Genomic DNA, 17682 nt, shown 5'->3' with positions numbered 1-17682 from the left:
CCTCTGCGGCGCGGCCTGCCTCCTGTCTGCGCCCCGGCTGGCCGCGCCCGGCGGCGCGCTAGCGAGCTGCGGACATCGAGTGGGAGAAACCCTCTGTGGCTGGGGCGGTCGGCTCCACGGCTTTAGGCAGCCACCATGGGGCGAGCCTCGAAGATCATGGCCCCAACGTCGTGCTTTAACGGGCAGGTCCACAGACTGCCCGACTCGCCGGAAGCTTACGGGGCCATGATCACTCGCCCCATGGCAGCTCCCGCCCAAAGCCGCTCCGCCGACCTAGGACTGTGCCGATCACCAGCCCTTCACTCCCTTGGCACATGCCAGTGGCGACCCTGCTCAGGTCAACTCATTGTGAGCGTGACAGCCATCGGAGACAGAAAGGCTCGCCTCATGACGGCGAATGATCACGTGAAGCTCGTGGTCGGTTTCGATGACTTGCCTCACAGCAGCAACGGTGTGAGAGCGTCTGGAACCCGGGTGTTCAAGGTCCACCTGCCTGACCACCTCGACCCTGAGAAGATCACCATTGCGACAAACGACCTTCGGACCCTGCTCTCGTCGTTCGAGAGCCATCCCAAGGAACACCTCGCCCTCCAGAACGCGATCGTGACTGGAGACCTCGTCAAGGCCCGCGAGCTCACCAACGCAGTCGGTCTCACCGAAGAACGACTCTCTGCGAGGGGAGGGGGACAGGTGGGGGAGGAAATCATCATCATCGCGATCCTCTGCGCCCTGCTCCTTTCGCACGACTGAGGGGCCTCGCACAGCGGACGGTGGAAAGCCTGGCGGCCTCGGGGCGAGACACGTGTGCCCCTCGCGTGCCCGATCAGATGGGAACTGGCGGGGAACGACGGGGAGTATCGGAGGCTTCCCCAGATATGCACAGGTCAGCGTCTCACCCGCTCTGCTCGATACCGCATACGCGATCTTCCAAACTAGCTACGCGGGTTCGATTCCCGTCGCCCGCTCTGAATGGCTCGGGCCTGGTTCTTCGGAACCGGGCCCGAGGTGTTTTTCGCTGGTGTTTCAGGGGTTCAGAGATCGCGTACGTCCACCGTGTAGACGGAGCGGGCGCCGTAGGGGACGTACAGGGCGTCGCCGACGAGGACGAGGGGGGCGCCCGAGGTGACGAGCATGCTGTCGGTTCTGCCGCCGTCGTCGCGGCCGGGCCGGGTGGCCTCGACCTCGCCGGAGCTCGCGTCCAGGGCGGCCAGGCGGCCGCTGGGAGAGGCGACGTACAGATGGGTGGCGGAGGCGGTCGGGGGCCCCGGCTTCTCCACGGTGGAGTTTGATTCCCACAGGGTCCGGCCGGTGCGCGGCGAGACCGCGCGGATGCCGCCGCTGTCGCGCGTGAAGTAGACCGTGCCGCGGATCAGGTACGCCTGCGCGTCCTCGGGCCGGGGCTGCGCCAGCCGTCGCACGGTGAGCACGCGTGAGGAGACGTCGATCAGGGTCAGGCCGCGGTCCTTGGCGAAGGTGTCCGCGAGGACCAGGCGTCCGTCGTGCTGGCCGAGCAGGTACTGGGTGCCCTTGGTCTCGACGGTCCAGCGGGTCTTTCCGGTGGCCGGGTCGATCTGGGAGACGGTGGTCCGGGAGGCTCCGCTTTCCGACAGGCCGATCGCGCAGACGAGGTAGGCGCGGCCGGCCGCGGAGCGCAGCAGGCAGTCGGCCTGGGCGTCCGGGGTGGTCGGCTTCGGGCGTTTCCAGCGGACGTCGCCGGTCTCGGCGTCGAGCAGGGCGTACTGGTCGCCCGCGGAGCCGTAGAAGGTGACGACGCCCTCGGGGACGGCCGTGGCGGAGTCCCGCGTGCTGTCGGGGGCGGTGGCCAGCTCACCGGTGCCGGTCGTGGTCCGCCAGACTTCTTTGCCGGTGCCTGCCGCCAGGGCGTACACCGTGTAGCCGAACCGGACGCCTTCCGCCGTCTCCCCCGCCTCGGCCTCGTAGGCGTAGACGCGGCCGTCGTCACTGCCGATGAGCGCGCCCTCGTCGCTGGAGGAGCCCCGGGGTGTGGGGTCGACCGGCCGGCCCCAGGTGTTGCGGCCGTCGGCGAGATCGAAGCGGGTCGCCATGAGGTTGGCGCCGGCGCACACCAAGGACGTGTCGACGGCCGCGCATCCCGCGAGGGAGCCGCCGGCGCCGCCCAGGAGGCGCTCGCTGCCCTTGGGGGCCTTCGCCGCGGTGGCCCAGGGCTTCCAGCCGTCGGGGAGGTCGCTGCGGACGGCGGCCGGGGGGCCGGGATCGTCGTCGCGGGAGAGGGCGCCGGTGAGGACCACGGTGGCGGCGGCCAGTACGGCGGCCACGGCCGTCCCGGCCACCGCTGCGAGGAGGTAGCGGCGTCCGCGGCCGGCGCGCGGACCAGCGGGCGGCCCGGCGGGCTCGGGCGGCCGGTCGTCGAGCGGGGTGTCACGCGTCGGCGCGGTCGCGGGGTCACGCCGGGGCGGAACGATCCTCCGCTCCTCGGCGGCCGGAGGCGGGACGGCCTGGGGCGGGGCGGCCGGGACTCCGTCGCGCAGCAGGGTCAGGAGTTCGTCGGCGGTCACCCGGGACTTGGGGTGCTTCTCCAGACAGAGGCGCACGAAGGGGAGCAGTTCGTCCGGTACGCCGGAGAGGGCCGGTTCGCCCTCGACGACCCGGACGGCCGTCTCGTAGGGGCTCGGGCTGTCGAAGGGGCCGCGGCGGGTGGCGGCGTAGGCGAGGACCGAGCCGAGGGAGAAGATGTCGGCCGCCGGGCCGACGTCCTGCGGGGAGGAGAACTGCTCCGGCGACATGAAGGGCGGGGTGCCCATGACGCGGCCGGTCTGGGTGAGGACGTCGGCGGCGGCGAACTCGGCGGCGCGGGAGATGCCGAAGTCGATGACGCGGGGGCCGTCCTCGGCGAGCATCACGTTGGCCGGCTTCAGATCGCGGTGGACGACTCCGGCGCGGTGGATGTCGCGCAGCGCCTCGGCGAGGCCGGCGGCGAGTTCACGCAGCCGGGGCACGGAGAGCGGGCCGTGCTCGCGGACGTGGGTGCCGAGGTCCGAACCCGGGATGTAGAGCGTGGCCATCCAGGGGCGGGACGCGTCGGCGTCCGCGTCCACGACGGGGGCCGTGAAGGCACCGCTGACCTGTCGGGCCGCGGCCACCTCGCGGCGGAATCGGGCGCGGAACTCGTCGTCGTCGGCGTACTGGCCGTGCACCACCTTGACGGCGAGGCGGCGGCCGGAGGCCGAGCGGGCCAGGTAGACCACACCCATGCCGCCGGAGCCGAGGCGGTCCTCGATGCGGTAGCCGCCCACCTCCGCGGGGTCAGAATCGCGCAGCGCCATCCCCGTACGTTCCCCCCGTCACGCACCGTCCCGTCGGGAGGAGGGTATCCGCACGCCCCGCGGGCCCGTGGCACCGGCCCGGGAGGGTGCGACCGGGGCCGGTCAGAAGCTGATGGAGTTGACCGTCTCCGCTATCGAGTTGAGGAACCGGTTGATGGACGGGGCCATGCCGGTCGAGGCGAGGAAGAAGCCGAAGAGGATCGCCACGATCGCGGGGCCTGCCTTGATGGATCCCCCTCTCAGCAACACCACAAGGATGATCGCCAACAGCAGCACCACAGACAGTGAAATGGCCACAACTGATCACACCCTCGGTCGGTCCGCTCTCCCGGCCCGGGGGCGCGCCTCGGCGCACCCCCGCCAGAACCATCGTGCCACCAACGCGGCCGGGCTATGCGGCCGGTGACGCATCGGCCCTCCCGGTGTCGTCCGGGTCCGTGTACGTCGCGTGCGGGAGGGGACCCGACGGCAGGGACTCGTACGGCAATTCGATGGGCCACCCGCGCAGGGAATTCGGTCGGATCGTTTCCGTCTCCACACAACGCGTTCGCAGCTAATTCGAATTACTGCCCAAGGCTCCTCAACAACCCTGCGGTGAGACTCCTGATGAGCACGGAAGTGGACATTCCACTGGAGTCGCCTGCTGGTCTTATGCACCGCTTAGTCCGGAAGTATCCTGACAAGCAGGGCACCTGTGACGAGCGCAACTCGGCGCCGAAGATGTGTTGGTCATCACGCCGACAGTGACGTCAACTACCCGAAATCCGGGGTACCCACAGCGAATAGCCAGGAATGACGTCCGGCGTTTTACGAATAGCCGCAGGGAAGGCTAGGGTGCCTCAGATGTTCCACGCTGCCTCGTCCCCCGCAAGCGCAGCGAGGTCCCGGATCGTCTCCCCGAGTTCCTGGTGGGAGGGTCTGTGACGAACTCGCTGCGACCGAACGGCGACCGCAAGGCGCCACTTCCCCCGGCACAGTCGCCGGCAGGCGGAGTGCCGAGCCCGCGCTCGCCGCAGAGCCCCCAGAAGAAGCAGAACGGCAAGCAGCGCGACGCGTTCTTCGACAACGCGAAGTACCTCGCGATCGTGCTGGTGGCCATGGGCCACGCCTGGGAGCCGCTCAAGGGCGACAGCCGGATACTCGAGGCCGCGTACCAGGTCGTCTACGCGTTCCACATGCCGGCGTTCATCCTCATCTCCGGCTACTTCTCGCGCAGTTTCGACATGCGGCCCGACCGGCTCAAGCGCCTGATCACCGGCGTGGCGGTGCCGTACATCATCTTCGAGACGGCCTACCCGCTCTTCAAGCGGTGGATCGACGACGACCCGGGGCAGGACATCAGTCTCCTCGACCCGTGGTACCTGACCTGGTTCCTGGTGGCGCTGTTCATCTGGCGGCTGACGACCCCCATCTGGAACATGGTGCGCTGGCCGCTGCCGCTCGCGCTCGGCCTCGCGATGCTGGCGACCGTCACCCCGTCGATCGGTGACGACCTGGACCTGCAGCGCGTCCTGCAGTTCCTGCCGTTCTTCGTGCTGGGCCTGGTGATGAAGCCCGAGCACTTCCAGATGGTGCGCCGCCGTTCGGTGCGGATCGCCTCGGTGCCGGTGTTCGCCGCCGCCCTGGCCTTCAGCTGGTGGGCCGTGCCGCGTATGAACACCGCGTGGTTCTACCACCGTGACTCGGCGCAGGAGCTGGGCGCCCCGTGGTGGGCCGGTCCGGTGATGGTGCTCGCGATGTTCGGCTGCTCCCTGGTGCTGACCGCCTGCTTCTTCGCCTGGGTGCCGCGCCGCCACATGTGGTTCACCGCGCTCGGCGCCGGCACGCTCTACGGCTACCTGCTGCACGGCTTCCTCGTGAAGGCCGGCGACTACCAGGGCTGGTTCGAGGCGAGCTGGTTCCACCACCCGGCCGGGCAGATCGCCGTGACCGTCCTCGCGGCCGCCGTCGTGACGGTGCTGTGCACCAAGCCGGTGCAGCGCATGTTCCGGTTCGCGATGGAGCCGAAGATGGAATGGGCCTTCAAGCGGGACGCGGCCGAGGTCGCCCGCGAGCGGCAGAGCGGCGAGCGGCGCGAGCGCGAGAAGGTGGCCGTGGGCTGACCCACCTGTGCACGTACGGACGGCCCCGCACTCGTCGGAGAGTGCGGGGCCGTCTGCTTGCCCAGGTCGGTCGCGGCGTCGGCCGGGCGAGGAACTAGCTGCCCTTCAGGTGTCTCATCAGGCGCTCGAAGTCCTGCCAGCCCGACAGGTCGGACGGGTTGCCCGGAAACGCGTAGTACAGAGCCGGACGGGTTTTCGGGCCCAGCTCTCGCGGAGCCTCGGCAAGGGGGGTGCGTCGGGCCCGGTCGCCCGGCATCTCGCGGACCTCCTCGGCGCCCAGGACGAAGGCGTAGGGAACACCGGGGCCTTCGAAGTGAGGCGGGACGGACAGGTCCCGGCGGGCCCGGCGGACCTGGACCAGCATGGACTGCAGATCATGCCGGGTGGCCAGGGCCTCTGCAGTGGCGAGCACAGATACGTCTCGTGAGTGCCCGTAGGTGCTCTGCGCGCTTGTCGTACGTGCGGTCGCGTCCGTGATCAGTCGCCCGGAGCCAGACCGAGGTGTTCTCGCATGACGGCGTACTTCTGCGTGAGGCGCCCGGCGGTATGCGGGTCGAGGGCTGCGAGGCGGCCGGGGTCGGCGTTGTGCGCGAGGTCGGCCGCCTTGACCAACCGGGCGCCCGGTGTGGCCAGGATCCGGCGGGCGTACGCCTCCGGCTCCTCCCCCGGCCGCTTGGTCATGGCTCGTACGACGTCCCTGGTGTGCTGCGTGAGCGCGGCCGCGTCGAGCCACTCCTCACTGAGGACGCCGTCCTCCAGAGCGTCGTGCAGCCAGGCGGCGGCGACCAGTTCGTCGCTTCCGCCCCGGGCACGAACGCCTTCGGCGACGGCCGACAGATGCTCAGCGTACGGCCGTCCTGCCTTGTCGGTCTGCCCGACGTGCGCGGCGCGAGCGACGGCCTCAACCTCGTCGAGACTCAACTTCTGCTGCATGGCGATCCCCCTAGCTTCGCAACATAGGACATGAACGTGCCGTGAGTACAACTGTGGGGTACAGCGGTCCCCGACGGTTCTCACGCCCCTCCGGACAACCCCGTCACGATCATGAAGAGCACCCACAGCACGGGGATCAGGGCGATGTACGCGCGAGGTCGTCGGCGTAACGGTACGCCGGGGCCGTAGCGCGGGCCGAGGGGTCCCGGCGGGAGAGCTTCTTCACTTTGCGCACAGCGAGGACGTTGCGGAGCAGCGTCAACGGCGCGAAGACGAAGAGGGCCCTCCGCAGAACCCGCACATCGGGAAGGTCGGATCCGGGGGTTCCGGAAGGTCGGGATGCGAGTGCACGGGGTTGGTCATGCTGTTGTCTCGTGGATTCTGATTCGGAGGCGGCCGGGCGTCCTTACCGGCTGAGTTCAGCCACCAGACGCCTTCTCCTCGAGAACGGCAAGCGTCGGCGCCTCAGAGAGAGGGCCCGGAACCGCATGGCTCTGCTTGCCGTCCTTCACGCCGCGCGCCAGCTCGGCAAGGAGGGCGCTGGGAGCGAGCTGCCGTTCCTTCCCTGCCCGCAGAGCCCGCACCCACCTACCGCCGGCATTTACGGCGTTGGCCGACAGACCCGGCGGCGCGACCCAGCCAGCCGCATCGTCCTCGTCGTTCGCCCATACGTAACCGATGACAGTGCCTGTATGGTCGGCGACGCTCAAGTACTTGACGGGCCCGTCCGTGGTGACGCTGTACGTCTCCGGGCCTGCCACCTGCTTGAATTGCACATTCTCTTCGAAGCGTGACGTGATCGGCTTCTCACTGCCCATGAAGTCCATTCTGCGGTGTTTCGGCCCGGCGACAGTTGACCACGTGTTGGGTCGGCAGTGCAGTGCGTCAGCGGGCGGACGCCGACGTCGGGCCCTCTCGGCAGATCAGCAGGAGGGCTCGGTCGTCGTTGACGTCCTTGGCCACCGCCTCGATGAGGTGCCAGGCCGCGCCGTGGAAGCCGCCGGCCACATAGCGGTCGGCCTCGCCGGTGAGGCGGTCGATGCCCTCGACGATGTCGCGGTCGGAGGTCTCCACCAGGCCGTCCGTGAACAGCATCAGCACGTCGCCCGAGCGCAGCGAGCCCTTCACGGGGTCGAACTGGGCGCCGTCGTAGACACCGAGGAGCGGGCCCTCGGCCGCCTTCTCCTCCCAGCGTCCGGTGCCCGCGCTGAGCTGCAGGCCCGGCGGATGTCCGGCGGAGTAGAGCTCGTAGTCGCCGGAGTCCAGGTCGAGGACGAGGTGGATGGAGGTCGCGAAGCCCTCGTCCCAGTCCTGGCGGAGCAGATAGCCGTTGGCGGCGGGGAGGAAGGCGTGCGGCGGGAGGGAGCCCAGCAGGCCGCCGAACGCGCCGGACAGGAGCAGGGCGCGGGAGCCCGCGTCCATGCCCTTGCCGGAGACGTCGGTGAGGACGACCTCGAGCGTACGGCCGCCGTTGGTACGGGCCGCCACCACGAAGTCGCCCGAGAAGGACTGGCCGCCCGCCGGGCGCAGCGCCATCTCCTGGTGCCAGCCGCCCGGCAGGTCGGGCAGCTGGCTCTGCACCCGGATGCGTTCGCGCAGGTCGAAGAGCATGGTGCCGCCGCGCCGCCAGGGCACACCGACCCGGCTGCGGAACTGGGCCAGCAGCAGTCCGAAGAAGCCGCAGGCCGCGACCACGAGCACGATGCCCGGAGTGACCCTGGAGGGCCCCTCCGTGTACGGGCCCAGCCGCACCGACTCCACGATCAGCGCCGTGGCCGCCGCCGCGTACAGACCGAGCAGGCTGGCCGGGCGCAGCAGCAGGCCGCCCACGACGACGGGCAGGACGAGCGCGGCAGGCGAGAACCACACGGAGTTCGCCAGCGTCGCCGCCGCGATCAGCGGGACGGTCAGGAGCAGACCGGCCAGGGCGATCCAGTCCGAGCCGTCGCCGCGGAAGTAGTCCACGGCGGCTCGGCGCACGCCGACGCGGGCCCGGTGCCACTGCTTCTTCAACCGGGCCGTGAACGTGTCGGCTTCCGCGCGCCGCTCTCGTCCTGATGCCATTAGTTCGGGACCCTATCCATCGGACCAGCCGCTTGGCACGGGAGGTCCCACTTGTCCCCCGTCCGAGGGCCGACTTCACAGTGAACTTCACAGCGCGCCGCCCCGCCGCCACCTGGGAGAAATTCCCTCGCTCGTCCCTCATTGCCCTGGTAGGCATGGTCCATGGCGACTGACGCGACCGGCTCCGCGACCGACCTGCGGGTACTGCGGCGGGACGATTGGGACAAGTGGTACGACACCCTGATCCGGGGCTTCGGCGGGGTGCCGGAGTCCGCCGAGGAACGGGAGTTGTGGAACTCGCTGACCGAGCTCGACCGTTCACTCGGTGTCTGGGACGGGGACGAGTGCGTGGGGACGGCCGGGGCGTTCAGCTTCCGGCTCACGGTGCCCGGCGGCGCCTCGGTGCCGGCCGCGGGCGTCACCATGGTCAGCGTGGCCGCCACGCATCGCCGGCGCGGGGTGCTGACGTCGATGATGCGGCGGCAGCTGGACGACGTCCGTGCCTGGGGTGAGCCGCTGGCCGTGCTCACGGCCTCCGAGCCGGCGATCTACGGCCGGTTCGGATACGGGTGCGCCACCTTCCACTTGAACGCCGAGATCGACACGGCCCGGGTGCGGCTCACGTCGCTGCCGGCGGGTACGGATGACGTACGTGTGCGGTACGCCGTTCCGGCCGATGTCCTCGATGCGTGCGAGGCGGTGTACGCCCGGCTGGTGCCGTCGCGGCCCGGGATGCTGGCCCGGCAGCCGGGCTGGGAGCGGCTCCCGCTGCTCGATCCGGAGGGCGACAGGGAGGGGGCGTCGCCGCTGCAGTGCGTCGTCGCCGAGCGGGACGGCGAGACGGTCGGGTACGCGCGGTACCGCGTCAAGCCGGGCTGGGAGGCGGCCGGGCCCGAGGGCACGGTGATCCTGGAGGATACGGCCGCGCTGGACCCCGCGGCGGACGCGGCGCTGTGGCGGTTCCTGTTCAGCATCGACCTGACGTCGTCGCTGGTGGTGCGGGGGCGGGGGCGGCCGGTGGACGACGCGTGGCGGCACTGGGTGTCCGACATCCGGCGGTGCCGGACGCGGGTGGGGGATTCGCTGTACGTACGGCCGGTGGAGCTGGGGGCCGCGCTGGAGGCACGGACGTATCAGGCGCCGGTGGATGTGGTGTTCGAGGTGGAGGACGCGTTCTGCCCCTGGAACACCGGGCGTTGGCGGCTCAGCGGGGATGCGAAGGGGGCGTCGTGCGAGCGTACGGCGGATGCGGCTGATGTCGCGTTGTCCGTACGGGAATTGAGCGCGGCGTATCTCGGGGGTGTTTCGCTGGCCTCGTTGGGGGCGGCGGGGCGGGTGCGGGAGGTACGGCGGGGGGCGTTGGCGGAGGCCTCGCTGGGGTTCGGGGCGGGCGGATTGGAGCCGTGGTTGCCGTACGGCTTCTGAGGTTGGGGGTTCCGGGTCCTGTTCCGGTTCCGGCTCCTGTTCCGGCTCCGGTCTCTCAGGGGCGGTTTTGGCAGGTGGGGCACCAGAAGAGGTTGCGGGCGGCCAGGTCTGCGGTGCGGATGTCGTTGCCGCAGAGGTGGCAGGGCTGGTTGGCCCTGCGGTAGACGTACACCTCGCCGCCGTGGTCGTCCACGCGGGGCGGTCGGCCCATCGCCTCCGGGGTGTGCTCCGGGCGGACGGTGTCGATGCGGTTGTTGCGGACGCCTTCGTGCATGAGCTCGACCAGGTCGGTCCAGATCGCGTGCCACTCGGGCGGGGTGATGTCCTTGCCGGTGCGGTACGGGTCGATGCGGTGCCGGAAGAGGACCTCCGCGCGGTAGACGTTTCCTACGCCCGCGATGACCTTCTGGTCCATGAGGAGGGCGGCGATCGTCGTACGGCTGCGGGCGATACGGCGGTACGCGGTGTCCGGGTCGGCGTCCTCGCGGAGGGGGTCGGGGCCGAGGCGGTCGTGTATCGCCTGCTTCTCCGGGGGTGTGATCAGGGCGCAGGTGGTGGGGCCCCGGAGGTCGACGTACGCGGTGTCGTTCGCCAGGCGGAGGCGGACGGTGTCGGTGGGTGGGGGTGCGGGGGCCGGGCCGAAGGTGACCTTGCCGAAGAGGCCGAGGTGGATGTGGATCCAGTCGGTGTCGCGGAAGCCGAGGAAGAGGTGTTTGCCGTGGGCTTCGGTGTGGGTGAGTTCCGTGCCGGTGAGGATGGTCGCGGCGTCGGTGAACTTGCCCTGGGGGCTGGTGGTGTTGGGGGCTGTGCCGAGGAAGGCGGCGGCGTAGTCCTGGGCCAGGCGGTGGATGGTGTGGCCTTCTGGCACGGGTTCTCCTGTGAATGTCGCCTTTGCCCACCCGCCCGCCCGACTCGGTCGGTCAAGGGGCTGGACTCGAACGGCCTCGGGGCTCCGCCCCGGACCCCGTGGGGAGCTTTCCCACCCACCCACCCGAATCGGTTGGTCAAGGGGCAGAGGTCGAAAGACATCGGGGCTCCGCCCCGAACCCCGGCGGGGACTGCGTCCCCCGCACCCCTCGCGGGGCTCCGCCCCTGCACCCCACCGGGGGCTGAGCCCCCTGGACCCACTGGGGGCTGAGCCTCTTGGACCCACTGGGGACTGCGCCCCCTGGGCCCCGCCGGGGGCTGCTCCCTCTGGGCCCCGCCGGGGGCTGCTCCCTCTGAGCCCCGCCCCGGGGGCTGAGCCCTTTGGACCCCACCAAGGGCTGAGGCCTCTGGACCTCGCCGAGGGGCTGAGCCCTCTGGACCCCGCCTGGAGGCTGAGCCCTTTGGACCCCACCGGAGGCTGAGGCCTCTGGACCCCCAGCCAAGGGCTGAGCCCTTCGGACCCCACCGAGGGCTGAAGCCTTCGGACCCCGCCTGGGGGCTGAGCTTTGGACCCCACCGGAGGCTGAGGCCTCTGGAGCCCTCTGGGCCCTGCCGGAGGCTGCGCCCTCTGGACCCCGCCAGCCGCTGGCTGAGTCCCAGTGCCCCGCGCCGGGCTCGTGCTCTGGAGCTGTGAGCGGCTCGGTCCTGGTCTCGCAGCGTGCCTGAGGCGTGCCCGGGTCGAGGTCGCGGTGGGACCGTGTGGGCTTGTGCTCAGGCGTTCGGGGCCTGCTGAGGGTGGTGGGAGGGGATGGCCGGGAGGGTGCCCGTCGTTTCGTATGCGTCGAGCATGTCGATTCGGCGGATGTGACGTTCGTCACCCGAGAACGGCGTTGCGAGGAACTTCTCGACGAAGGCCGTCGCCTCGTCCTGCGAGTGCATGCGCGCGCCCACCGCGACGACGTTGGCGTTGTTGTGCTGGCGGCCGAGGGCCGCCGTCTCCTCGCTCCAGGCGAGGGCCGCGCGGACGCCCTTGACCTTGTTCGCCGCGATCTGCTCGCCGTTGCCGGAACCGCCGATGACGACGCCGAGCGCTTCGGGGTCCGCGGCCGTCCGCTCCGCCGCGCGGAGGCAGAAGGGCGGGTAGTCGTCCTGGGCGTCGTAGATGTGCGGGCCACAGTCGACGGGGTCGTGACCCGCCGCCTTCAGCCAGTCGACGAGGTGGTTCTTGAGTTCGTAGCCGGCATGGTCCGAGCCGAGGTACACGCGCATGGGATGAGTGTGACACGGGTGTTTCGGGGCAGGCGCGCGGGGTGGCGCTCATGAAAACCCTGGGCGAATGTGAGCCGCATTACGGAAGCTCAGGAAAACCTCAAGTAACAATCTGGATTCAGAGGTTCTCCTAGCCGTTCGCCTCAGATTCACTGGACCGGCTCGTACACCCGCTCGTACGAGGACCCGTACACCGTCATGCCGCGACACACCCCGTTCGTACGGCTGGTGCGGCTCCGTACGGAAGAACAGCTCCCCGGCGCAAAGGAAATCCGTTCCATGACCTCGCAGCCGACACTGAAGACGACCGGAAACGACCCCGGAGAACCCGGCGGCGGCTCCGGGCTGCAGGCCGGGCTCAAGAACCGGCATCTGTCCATGATCGCCATCGGCGGTGTCATCGGCGCCGGGCTCTTTGTGGGGTCCAGCTCCGGTATCGCCACCGCAGGCCCCGGCATTCTCCTGTCGTACGCCCTCGTCGGCACGCTCGTGGTGCTGGTGATGCGGATGCTCGGTGAGATGTCCGCCGCCAACCCGACCTCGGGTTCCTTCTCCGCGCACGCCGACCGCGCGCTCGGCCCCTGGGCCGGTTTCTCCATCGGCTGGCTGTACTGGTTCTTCTGGGTCGTGGTGCTCGCGGTCGAGGCGACCGCCGGTGCCGTGATTTTGGAGGGCTGGATCCCGGCCGTGCCGCAGTGGGCCTGGGCCCTGATCGTGATGCTGGTGCTCACCGCGACCAACCTGGTCTCCGTCGGGTCGTACGGCGAGTTCGAGTTCTGGTTCGCCGGGATCAAGGTCGTCGCGATCGCCGCGTTCATCGTCATCGGTGGGCTCGCCGTCTTCGGGCTGCTGCCCGGCGTGGACAGTGAGCAGGCCGGGTTGAGCAACCTCACCGAGCACGGGGGCTTCCTGCCCCACGGCGCCAGCGCGATCCTCACCGGTGTGCTCCTGGTCGTCTTCTCCTTCATGGGCAGCGAGATCGCCACCCTGGCCGCCGGTGAGTCCGAGAACCCGCAGCAGGCCGTCACCAAGGCCACCAACAGCATCATCTGGCGAGTGGCCGTCTTCTACCTCGGCTCGATCTTCGTCGTGGTGGCCCTGCTGCCGTGGGACAGCAAGTCCATCACCGACGACGGCTCCTACGTCGCCGCGCTCAACTCCCTGGGCATCCCGCACGCCGGTCAGATCATGAACTTCATCGTGCTGACCTCGGTGCTGTCCTGTCTCAACTCCGGTCTCTACACCGCCTCCCGCATGGCCTTCTCCCTCGGCCAGCGCGGCGACGCGCCCAAGTCCTTCGCCCGCACGACCGGCAACGGTGTGCCGCGGACGGCGATCCTCGCCTCCGTCGCGTTCGGCTTCGTCGCGGTCTTCTTCAACTACAAGTTCCCGGACTCCGTCTTCCTCTTCCTCGTGAACTCCAGTGGCGCGGTCGCCCTGTTCGTGTGGCTGGTGATCTGCTTCTCCCAGCTGCGGATGCGGAAGATCATCCAGGCGGAGGCCCCGGAGAAGCTCGTGGTCAAGATGTGGCTGTACCCGTATCTGACCTGGGCGACGGCCGGACTGATCGTGTTCATCCTCGGCTACATGCTCACCGACACGGAGCACGACGGGCGCCAGACCATTCTGCTGTCGCTGCTCGTCGCGGCCGTGGTGCTCGTCATCGCCTTCGTGAAGCACCGGGGCGGCGGTCGTCGGGGCGCCGACGCCGCGCGGGTCCAGGTTCCGGACGAGGACCGGGACGAGGTCTCGGCCGGCTGACCGGCGGGCGCTCGCCTCTTCCTCGTCCCTTCGTTGTGTGGGGCCTGCGGTGCGTGTTCCTCTTTCAGGACGCGCACCGCAGGCCCCTTTTTGTATCCCCCTGCGTCCCTACAGCACCGTGAAGCTGTCCTTGACCTTTTCGTACGTGCTCAGGGCCTCCTCCTCGATCCCCGACTGGTACCAGGTGTTGACCTGGTACGACTTGCCGCCCACGTTGAAGCCGAGCAGACGGGCGTGCCAGCGGACGCCCTCCAGCGTGAAGGTGTACTCCCAGAGCACCGCCGGGTGGCCGCGGAACGTCGTCTCCTCCAGGCGGACCTTGCGGTAGTCCTGGCCCTGGTGGGCGTTGCGTTCCGAGGTCTGCCAGGTCTCCAGGAGGTCGCCGCGGGCCAGGGCCGACTTGCCGACCAGTTCCTGGGCGCCGTCCGGGGAGGTGTAGTGCACCTCCGCGCCCGTCTTCACATCCCGCCGCCAGCCGTCCGGAGTCGCCCAGGCGAACCCGCCGGCCTCCCGGTGCGTGCCCGGCGGCAGGCTCTGCGGCCGGGATGTGCCCGCGACGGTGGGTGTGGATTTGGGTGTCGGGGTGGTGCCTGTGGTCTGGGGTGCGGAGGCCGAGGAGCCCGCGCGCGTGTCCTTGTCGTCCGGGGAGCCGGACGACGTCGCCAGCAGGATTCCCACGACCGCACCCGCGGTCGCGACCGTGGCCGCCGCGGCGGCGAGCACCGTACGGCGGTGACCTGCGCGGGGGCGGGACACGGCCGGGACGGCGGGGCCGGGGAGTTCGCCCGGCGGCATCGGCGAGGGTGGCGGTGCGGGGTGCGGGCGGCACTCGGTGGCCGCCTGCGCGCGGGTGAGGGAGACGGGGCTCGGGCGGGGGGTGTTGGTGGCGGCGCGGCTGTCGGAACGGACCGCGTGCGGCTGCGCCTTCGCGGCGGCTTCCGTGGTGGGAACGGTGGTCGTGGTCGTGGGGTGGTGGCCGGGACGTGGGCGCGGGGTCACGTCCAGGACGGGGGCGGGTTGGCGGGGGTCCTGGGGGGCGGCTTGCGCGTGAGCCGGGGTGGGTGATTGCTCGGGTCGCGGGGCTGGTTGGTGTTCCTCCTCGGGCTCCGGTTCCGTCGCACGTTGCTGGTGCTGCACGAGCCCTGGTTCCGGGATGCCTTCTGGTGCAGGTTCCGGGTCCAGCCTCGGTTCCGGTTCCGTTTCTTGGTGTGGCTGTGCCAGGTCAAGGCCCCCTCCCCCCAAGGTGTCCTCGAGGCCGGCCTGTTCCCGGCCCACCGACACCGTCGGCGTAGGCGCGGGGAACGCCACCGCTTCCAGGGCCGTTTCCAGGTCGTCCAGGGTCGGGCGGGTCGACGGGTCCTTTTTCAGGAGGGCTGTGAGGATGTCGCGCAACGGGCCGGATGCGGCGGGGAGTTCGGGTTCCTCGTAGAGAACCGCGTGCAGGGTTGCCAGCGTGGTGTCGCGGCTGAAGGGGGAGCGGCCGCCCAGGGCCGCGCAGAGGGTCGCGCCGAGGGACCAGTTGTCGGAGGGCGGGCCCTGGGGGCGGCCGGAGATGCGCTCGGGGGCCATGTAGTCGGGCGAGCCGACCAGCATCCCGACCATCGTGAGTGCCTTGGCGTCCTGGATCGCGGCGATGCCGAAGTCCGTGAGGACGACGCGCCGTTCAGGGGAGCTCGGGCCCGGGCTCTGGCCGGAAACTGTGCCGCCGCGGCGTGCCGGACCGGCCGCGTTCTCCACCAGGACGTTCCCGGGCTTGATGTCCCGGTGCAGGACCCCCCGCGCATGCACCTGGCGCAGCGCCGCGACCAGGCCGAGCCCGATCCGGGCCGTCTCGCAGGGGCTCAGGGGGCCGTCCTCCGCGAGGATTCGTTCGAGGGAGCGGCCTGCCACCAACTCCATGACGATCCACAGACGTTCGCCCTCGTCGACCACGTCGTAGACCCGTACGACGTTGGGGTGGTCGATCCGGGCCGTGGCCCTGGCCTCGCGCAGGGTGCGTTCGCGGCGCGTCCTGTTGTCCTCCGCGTCGATACCGTCGATCCGCATTTCCTTGACGGCGACCGGCCGGTCGAGTATTTCGTCGGCGGCTCGCCACACCCGCCCCATTCCCCCCTGGCCGATACTTTCGACCAACCGATAGCGCCCCGTCACCAATATCCCTGGAACACCGCCGCTATTCCCATTCCCCGGCAATCCGCTGCACCCCCTCCACGACGCCGCGACCGTCTCCAGTGAAACACAACGGTCACACTTCGCGCCGTACCAGGATAGTGCGGCGAAATCTTGTGGTACCTCTTTCAGTGCTGCGAATTCAGGCGCAGCCAGGGGGACACAAGGGGGGCGAACATGAGTTCTCGTCGTACGGCCGTGGTCGTGGGGCCGCTGGTCGCGGCATCATTCTCGGCGGTGCTGATCCTTTCCGGCACCGCCGGGGCGGAGGACGGAGGACCCGCAAGCAGCAAGGGCGGAAAGGTGGTTGACGAAGCTCCGGCGGGGGTGAAGCTCACCACGCTGCTGCCCGAGAAGATCTCCGTCGACAACGGTTCGAAAAAGACCGCGATTACCGCCACCGTGAAGAACACGGGAAGCAAGGACAGCGGGAAGATCAGGCTGCTGGTCGTCGGATTCGACGGGCTTGTGGTCAAGAACGTCGAGGGCTGTTCCGCGATACCCGAGAACGGTCTTCCCGAGGGTTCGAACAGCGGTTTCGCCTGCCCCGTCGACAATCTCGCGGCCGGTAAGTCGAAGTCGTACGCCGTCGACGCGACCTACGACCTGAGCAAGGCCGGGAAGATCTGTCTGCCCGTCCAGACCGGCGACGGGAAGAAGACGTTCTGGCAGCAGGGGCCGGTGCCGTTCGGCACGACCAACCCGTCGCCGGACGCCCCGGCCACGCCCCTGCTGCTCGGCACCGACAACAAGCCGGTGTCCCCGGGCGGCAAGGGGTCCCCGGGCGGCGGCAAGGAGTTGGCGGAGACCGGCTCGGCACGTGATCTGCTGCCGTTGGGCGCGGCCGGTGCGGCGCTGGTCGCGGCGGGCGCGGCGGGGATGTGGTGGTCCCGGCAGCGGGTGCCGGGGCGCCAGGAGAGCTGAACCGGCCGCGACGCCGCCGGGAACGGTGGCATGACGCGCGAGAGGCTCGCCGGGCGGTGGGAAAACCCGGCGAGCCTCTCGTGTGCTCGTGTGCTCGTGCGCGACCGTCGCGTCAGCGCTTGTCGACGAGCTTCCACGCCGTCGGCAGCGCCCCCATCGCCAGCGCCGCCTTCAGCGCGTCGCCGATCAGGAACGGCGTGAGGCCGGCCGCGATCGCGGCGGTGGCGGACATGCCGGTGGAGAGGGCCAGGTAGGGGACGCCGATGGCGTAGATGATCGCCTCGCCCACCAGCATCGTGCCCGCCATGCGCAGCATCGAGCGGTCGGCACCGCGGCGGGCCAGGGCGCCCACGACGGTGGCGGCGAGGATCATGCCCAGGATGTAGCCGAAGGAGGGTGCGACACCCGAGGTGCCCTGCGCGAACCACGGCACGCCCGCGACGCCCGCGACGGCGTACAGCGCGAGCGCGAGGAGGCCGCGGCCGGCGCCGAGGGACGTGCCGACGAGCAGCGCGGCGAAGGTCTGGCCGGTCACCGGCACCGGGGAGCCCGGCACGGGCACGGAGAGCTGGGCGGCGAGGCCGGTGAGCGCGGCGCCGCCGAGCACGAGGGCCGCGTCCCGGACACGAGAGGAGGGGAGCAGGTCGGCGAGGACCTGTCCGGTGCGAACGGGGACGGCGGCGGTGCTCATGGGGACTCCGCGAGGGTGAGGGTCGGTCGGGACACGGCGACGCTATCCCAGCGCCCTCGCCCTGATCACCGTCAGCGCTCGACAAAGGCGCTGACGCGCGGTTGGTTGGCTCCTGACAAAAGCTGGGCGCTACACCGAGCGCGACGTGATGCCGGTCACTGAGGCAGCGAGG

General features: G+C 70.2%; 15 protein-coding genes and 1 pseudogene. 5 read left to right on the top strand and 11 right to left on the bottom strand.

Features of this window, described 5'->3' with window-relative positions; all coding sequences use genetic code 11:
• Positions 1 to 354 precede the first annotated feature (354 nt).
• The gene (locus ACWIF2_RS12455) at positions 355 to 750 is read left to right on the top strand and encodes a hypothetical protein (protein WP_454360132.1); all 396 of its coding nucleotides are present in this window, start codon (positions 355 to 357) and stop codon (positions 748 to 750) included.
• 281 nt (positions 751 to 1031) lie between these two features.
• Here the strand turns inward: ACWIF2_RS12455 and ACWIF2_RS12450 are convergent, their stop codons facing one another.
• Positions 1032 to 3305, bottom strand: a complete 2274-nt coding sequence (locus ACWIF2_RS12450) for a protein kinase domain-containing protein (protein ID WP_454360131.1) — start codon at positions 3303 to 3305, stop codon at positions 1032 to 1034.
• A 102-nt stretch (positions 3306 to 3407) separates the two neighbouring features.
• On the bottom strand, positions 3408 to 3602 hold the full coding sequence (locus ACWIF2_RS12445; protein WP_382493725.1) for a hypothetical protein: 195 nt from the start codon (positions 3600 to 3602) through the stop codon (positions 3408 to 3410).
• Positions 3603 to 4225: 623 nt separating this feature from the next.
• Here ACWIF2_RS12445 and ACWIF2_RS12440 point away from each other — a divergent pair.
• The gene (locus ACWIF2_RS12440) at positions 4226 to 5407 is read left to right on the top strand and encodes an acyltransferase family protein (RefSeq protein ID WP_454360130.1); all 1182 of its coding nucleotides are present in this window, start codon (positions 4226 to 4228) and stop codon (positions 5405 to 5407) included.
• 94 nt (positions 5408 to 5501) lie between these two features.
• Here the strand turns inward: ACWIF2_RS12440 and ACWIF2_RS12435 are convergent.
• The 5 genes and pseudogenes from ACWIF2_RS12435 to ACWIF2_RS12415 all read right to left on the bottom strand — a co-directional run.
• Positions 5502 to 5813 (bottom strand): annotated as a pseudogene (locus tag ACWIF2_RS12435) (DUF6177 family protein); the annotation flags it as partial.
• Positions 5814 to 5884: 71 nt separating this feature from the next.
• Positions 5885 to 6340, bottom strand: coding sequence for an HD domain-containing protein (locus tag ACWIF2_RS12430; protein ID WP_454360129.1), 456 nt, complete (start codon positions 6338 to 6340; stop codon positions 5885 to 5887).
• 136 nt (positions 6341 to 6476) lie between these two features.
• On the bottom strand, positions 6477 to 6641 hold the full coding sequence (locus tag ACWIF2_RS12425; protein ID WP_454360128.1) for a hypothetical protein: 165 nt from the start codon (positions 6639 to 6641) through the stop codon (positions 6477 to 6479).
• Positions 6642 to 6759: 118 nt separating this feature from the next.
• Positions 6760 to 7158: a hypothetical protein gene (locus tag ACWIF2_RS12420; protein WP_454360127.1), complete on the bottom strand. Its 399-nt coding sequence runs from the start codon at positions 7156 to 7158 to the stop codon at positions 6760 to 6762.
• A 67-nt stretch (positions 7159 to 7225) separates the two neighbouring features.
• On the bottom strand, positions 7226 to 8404 hold the full coding sequence (locus tag ACWIF2_RS12415) for a PP2C family protein-serine/threonine phosphatase (RefSeq protein WP_454360126.1): 1179 nt from the start codon (positions 8402 to 8404) through the stop codon (positions 7226 to 7228).
• Positions 8405 to 8566: 162 nt separating this feature from the next.
• Between ACWIF2_RS12415 and ACWIF2_RS12410 the strand changes: the two genes are divergently transcribed.
• Complete coding sequence (locus ACWIF2_RS12410) at positions 8567 to 9829, top strand: GNAT family N-acetyltransferase (protein ID WP_454360125.1); 1263 nt, start codon at positions 8567 to 8569, stop codon at positions 9827 to 9829.
• Positions 9830 to 9884: 55 nt separating this feature from the next.
• Here ACWIF2_RS12410 and ACWIF2_RS12405 read toward each other — a convergent pair whose 3' ends face one another.
• Positions 9885 to 10697 carry an Fpg/Nei family DNA glycosylase gene (locus tag ACWIF2_RS12405; RefSeq protein ID WP_454360124.1) on the bottom strand — a complete coding sequence of 271 codons (813 nt, stop codon included), beginning with the start codon at positions 10695 to 10697 and terminating at the stop codon, positions 9885 to 9887.
• A 770-nt stretch (positions 10698 to 11467) separates the two neighbouring features.
• Entirely contained in the window at positions 11468 to 11965 is a 498-nt protein-coding gene (locus ACWIF2_RS12400; protein WP_454360123.1) for a ribose-5-phosphate isomerase, read from the bottom strand.
• 279 nt (positions 11966 to 12244) lie between these two features.
• Between ACWIF2_RS12400 and ACWIF2_RS12395 the strand changes: the two genes are divergently transcribed.
• Positions 12245 to 13726 (top strand): amino acid permease, encoded by a 1482-nt coding sequence (locus ACWIF2_RS12395; protein WP_454360122.1) that lies wholly within the window; start codon positions 12245 to 12247, stop codon positions 13724 to 13726.
• A gap of 108 nt (positions 13727 to 13834) precedes the next feature.
• Here the strand turns inward: ACWIF2_RS12395 and ACWIF2_RS12390 are convergent, their stop codons facing one another.
• A complete protein-coding gene (locus ACWIF2_RS12390; RefSeq protein ID WP_454360121.1) occupies positions 13835 to 15832 on the bottom strand; it encodes a protein kinase domain-containing protein in 1998 nt (665 codons plus the stop codon).
• A gap of 240 nt (positions 15833 to 16072) precedes the next feature.
• Here ACWIF2_RS12390 and ACWIF2_RS12385 point away from each other — a divergent pair, with 240 nt between their 5' ends.
• Positions 16073 to 16819 (top strand): hypothetical protein, encoded by a 747-nt coding sequence (locus ACWIF2_RS12385; RefSeq protein WP_454360120.1) that lies wholly within the window; start codon positions 16073 to 16075, stop codon positions 16817 to 16819.
• A 112-nt stretch (positions 16820 to 16931) separates the two neighbouring features.
• On the opposite strand, the gene ACWIF2_RS12380 is transcribed toward ACWIF2_RS12385, so the two are convergent.
• Positions 16932 to 17510, bottom strand: coding sequence for a biotin transporter BioY (locus ACWIF2_RS12380; protein WP_454360119.1), 579 nt, complete (start codon positions 17508 to 17510; stop codon positions 16932 to 16934).
• Positions 17511 to 17682 lie beyond the last annotated feature (172 nt).

The sequence above is a fragment of the Streptomyces sp. NPDC055506 genome, from assembly GCF_053643595.1.
Note: the sequence above shows the minus strand (reverse complement) of the source record. Positions and strands in the feature narration are given on the sequence as shown.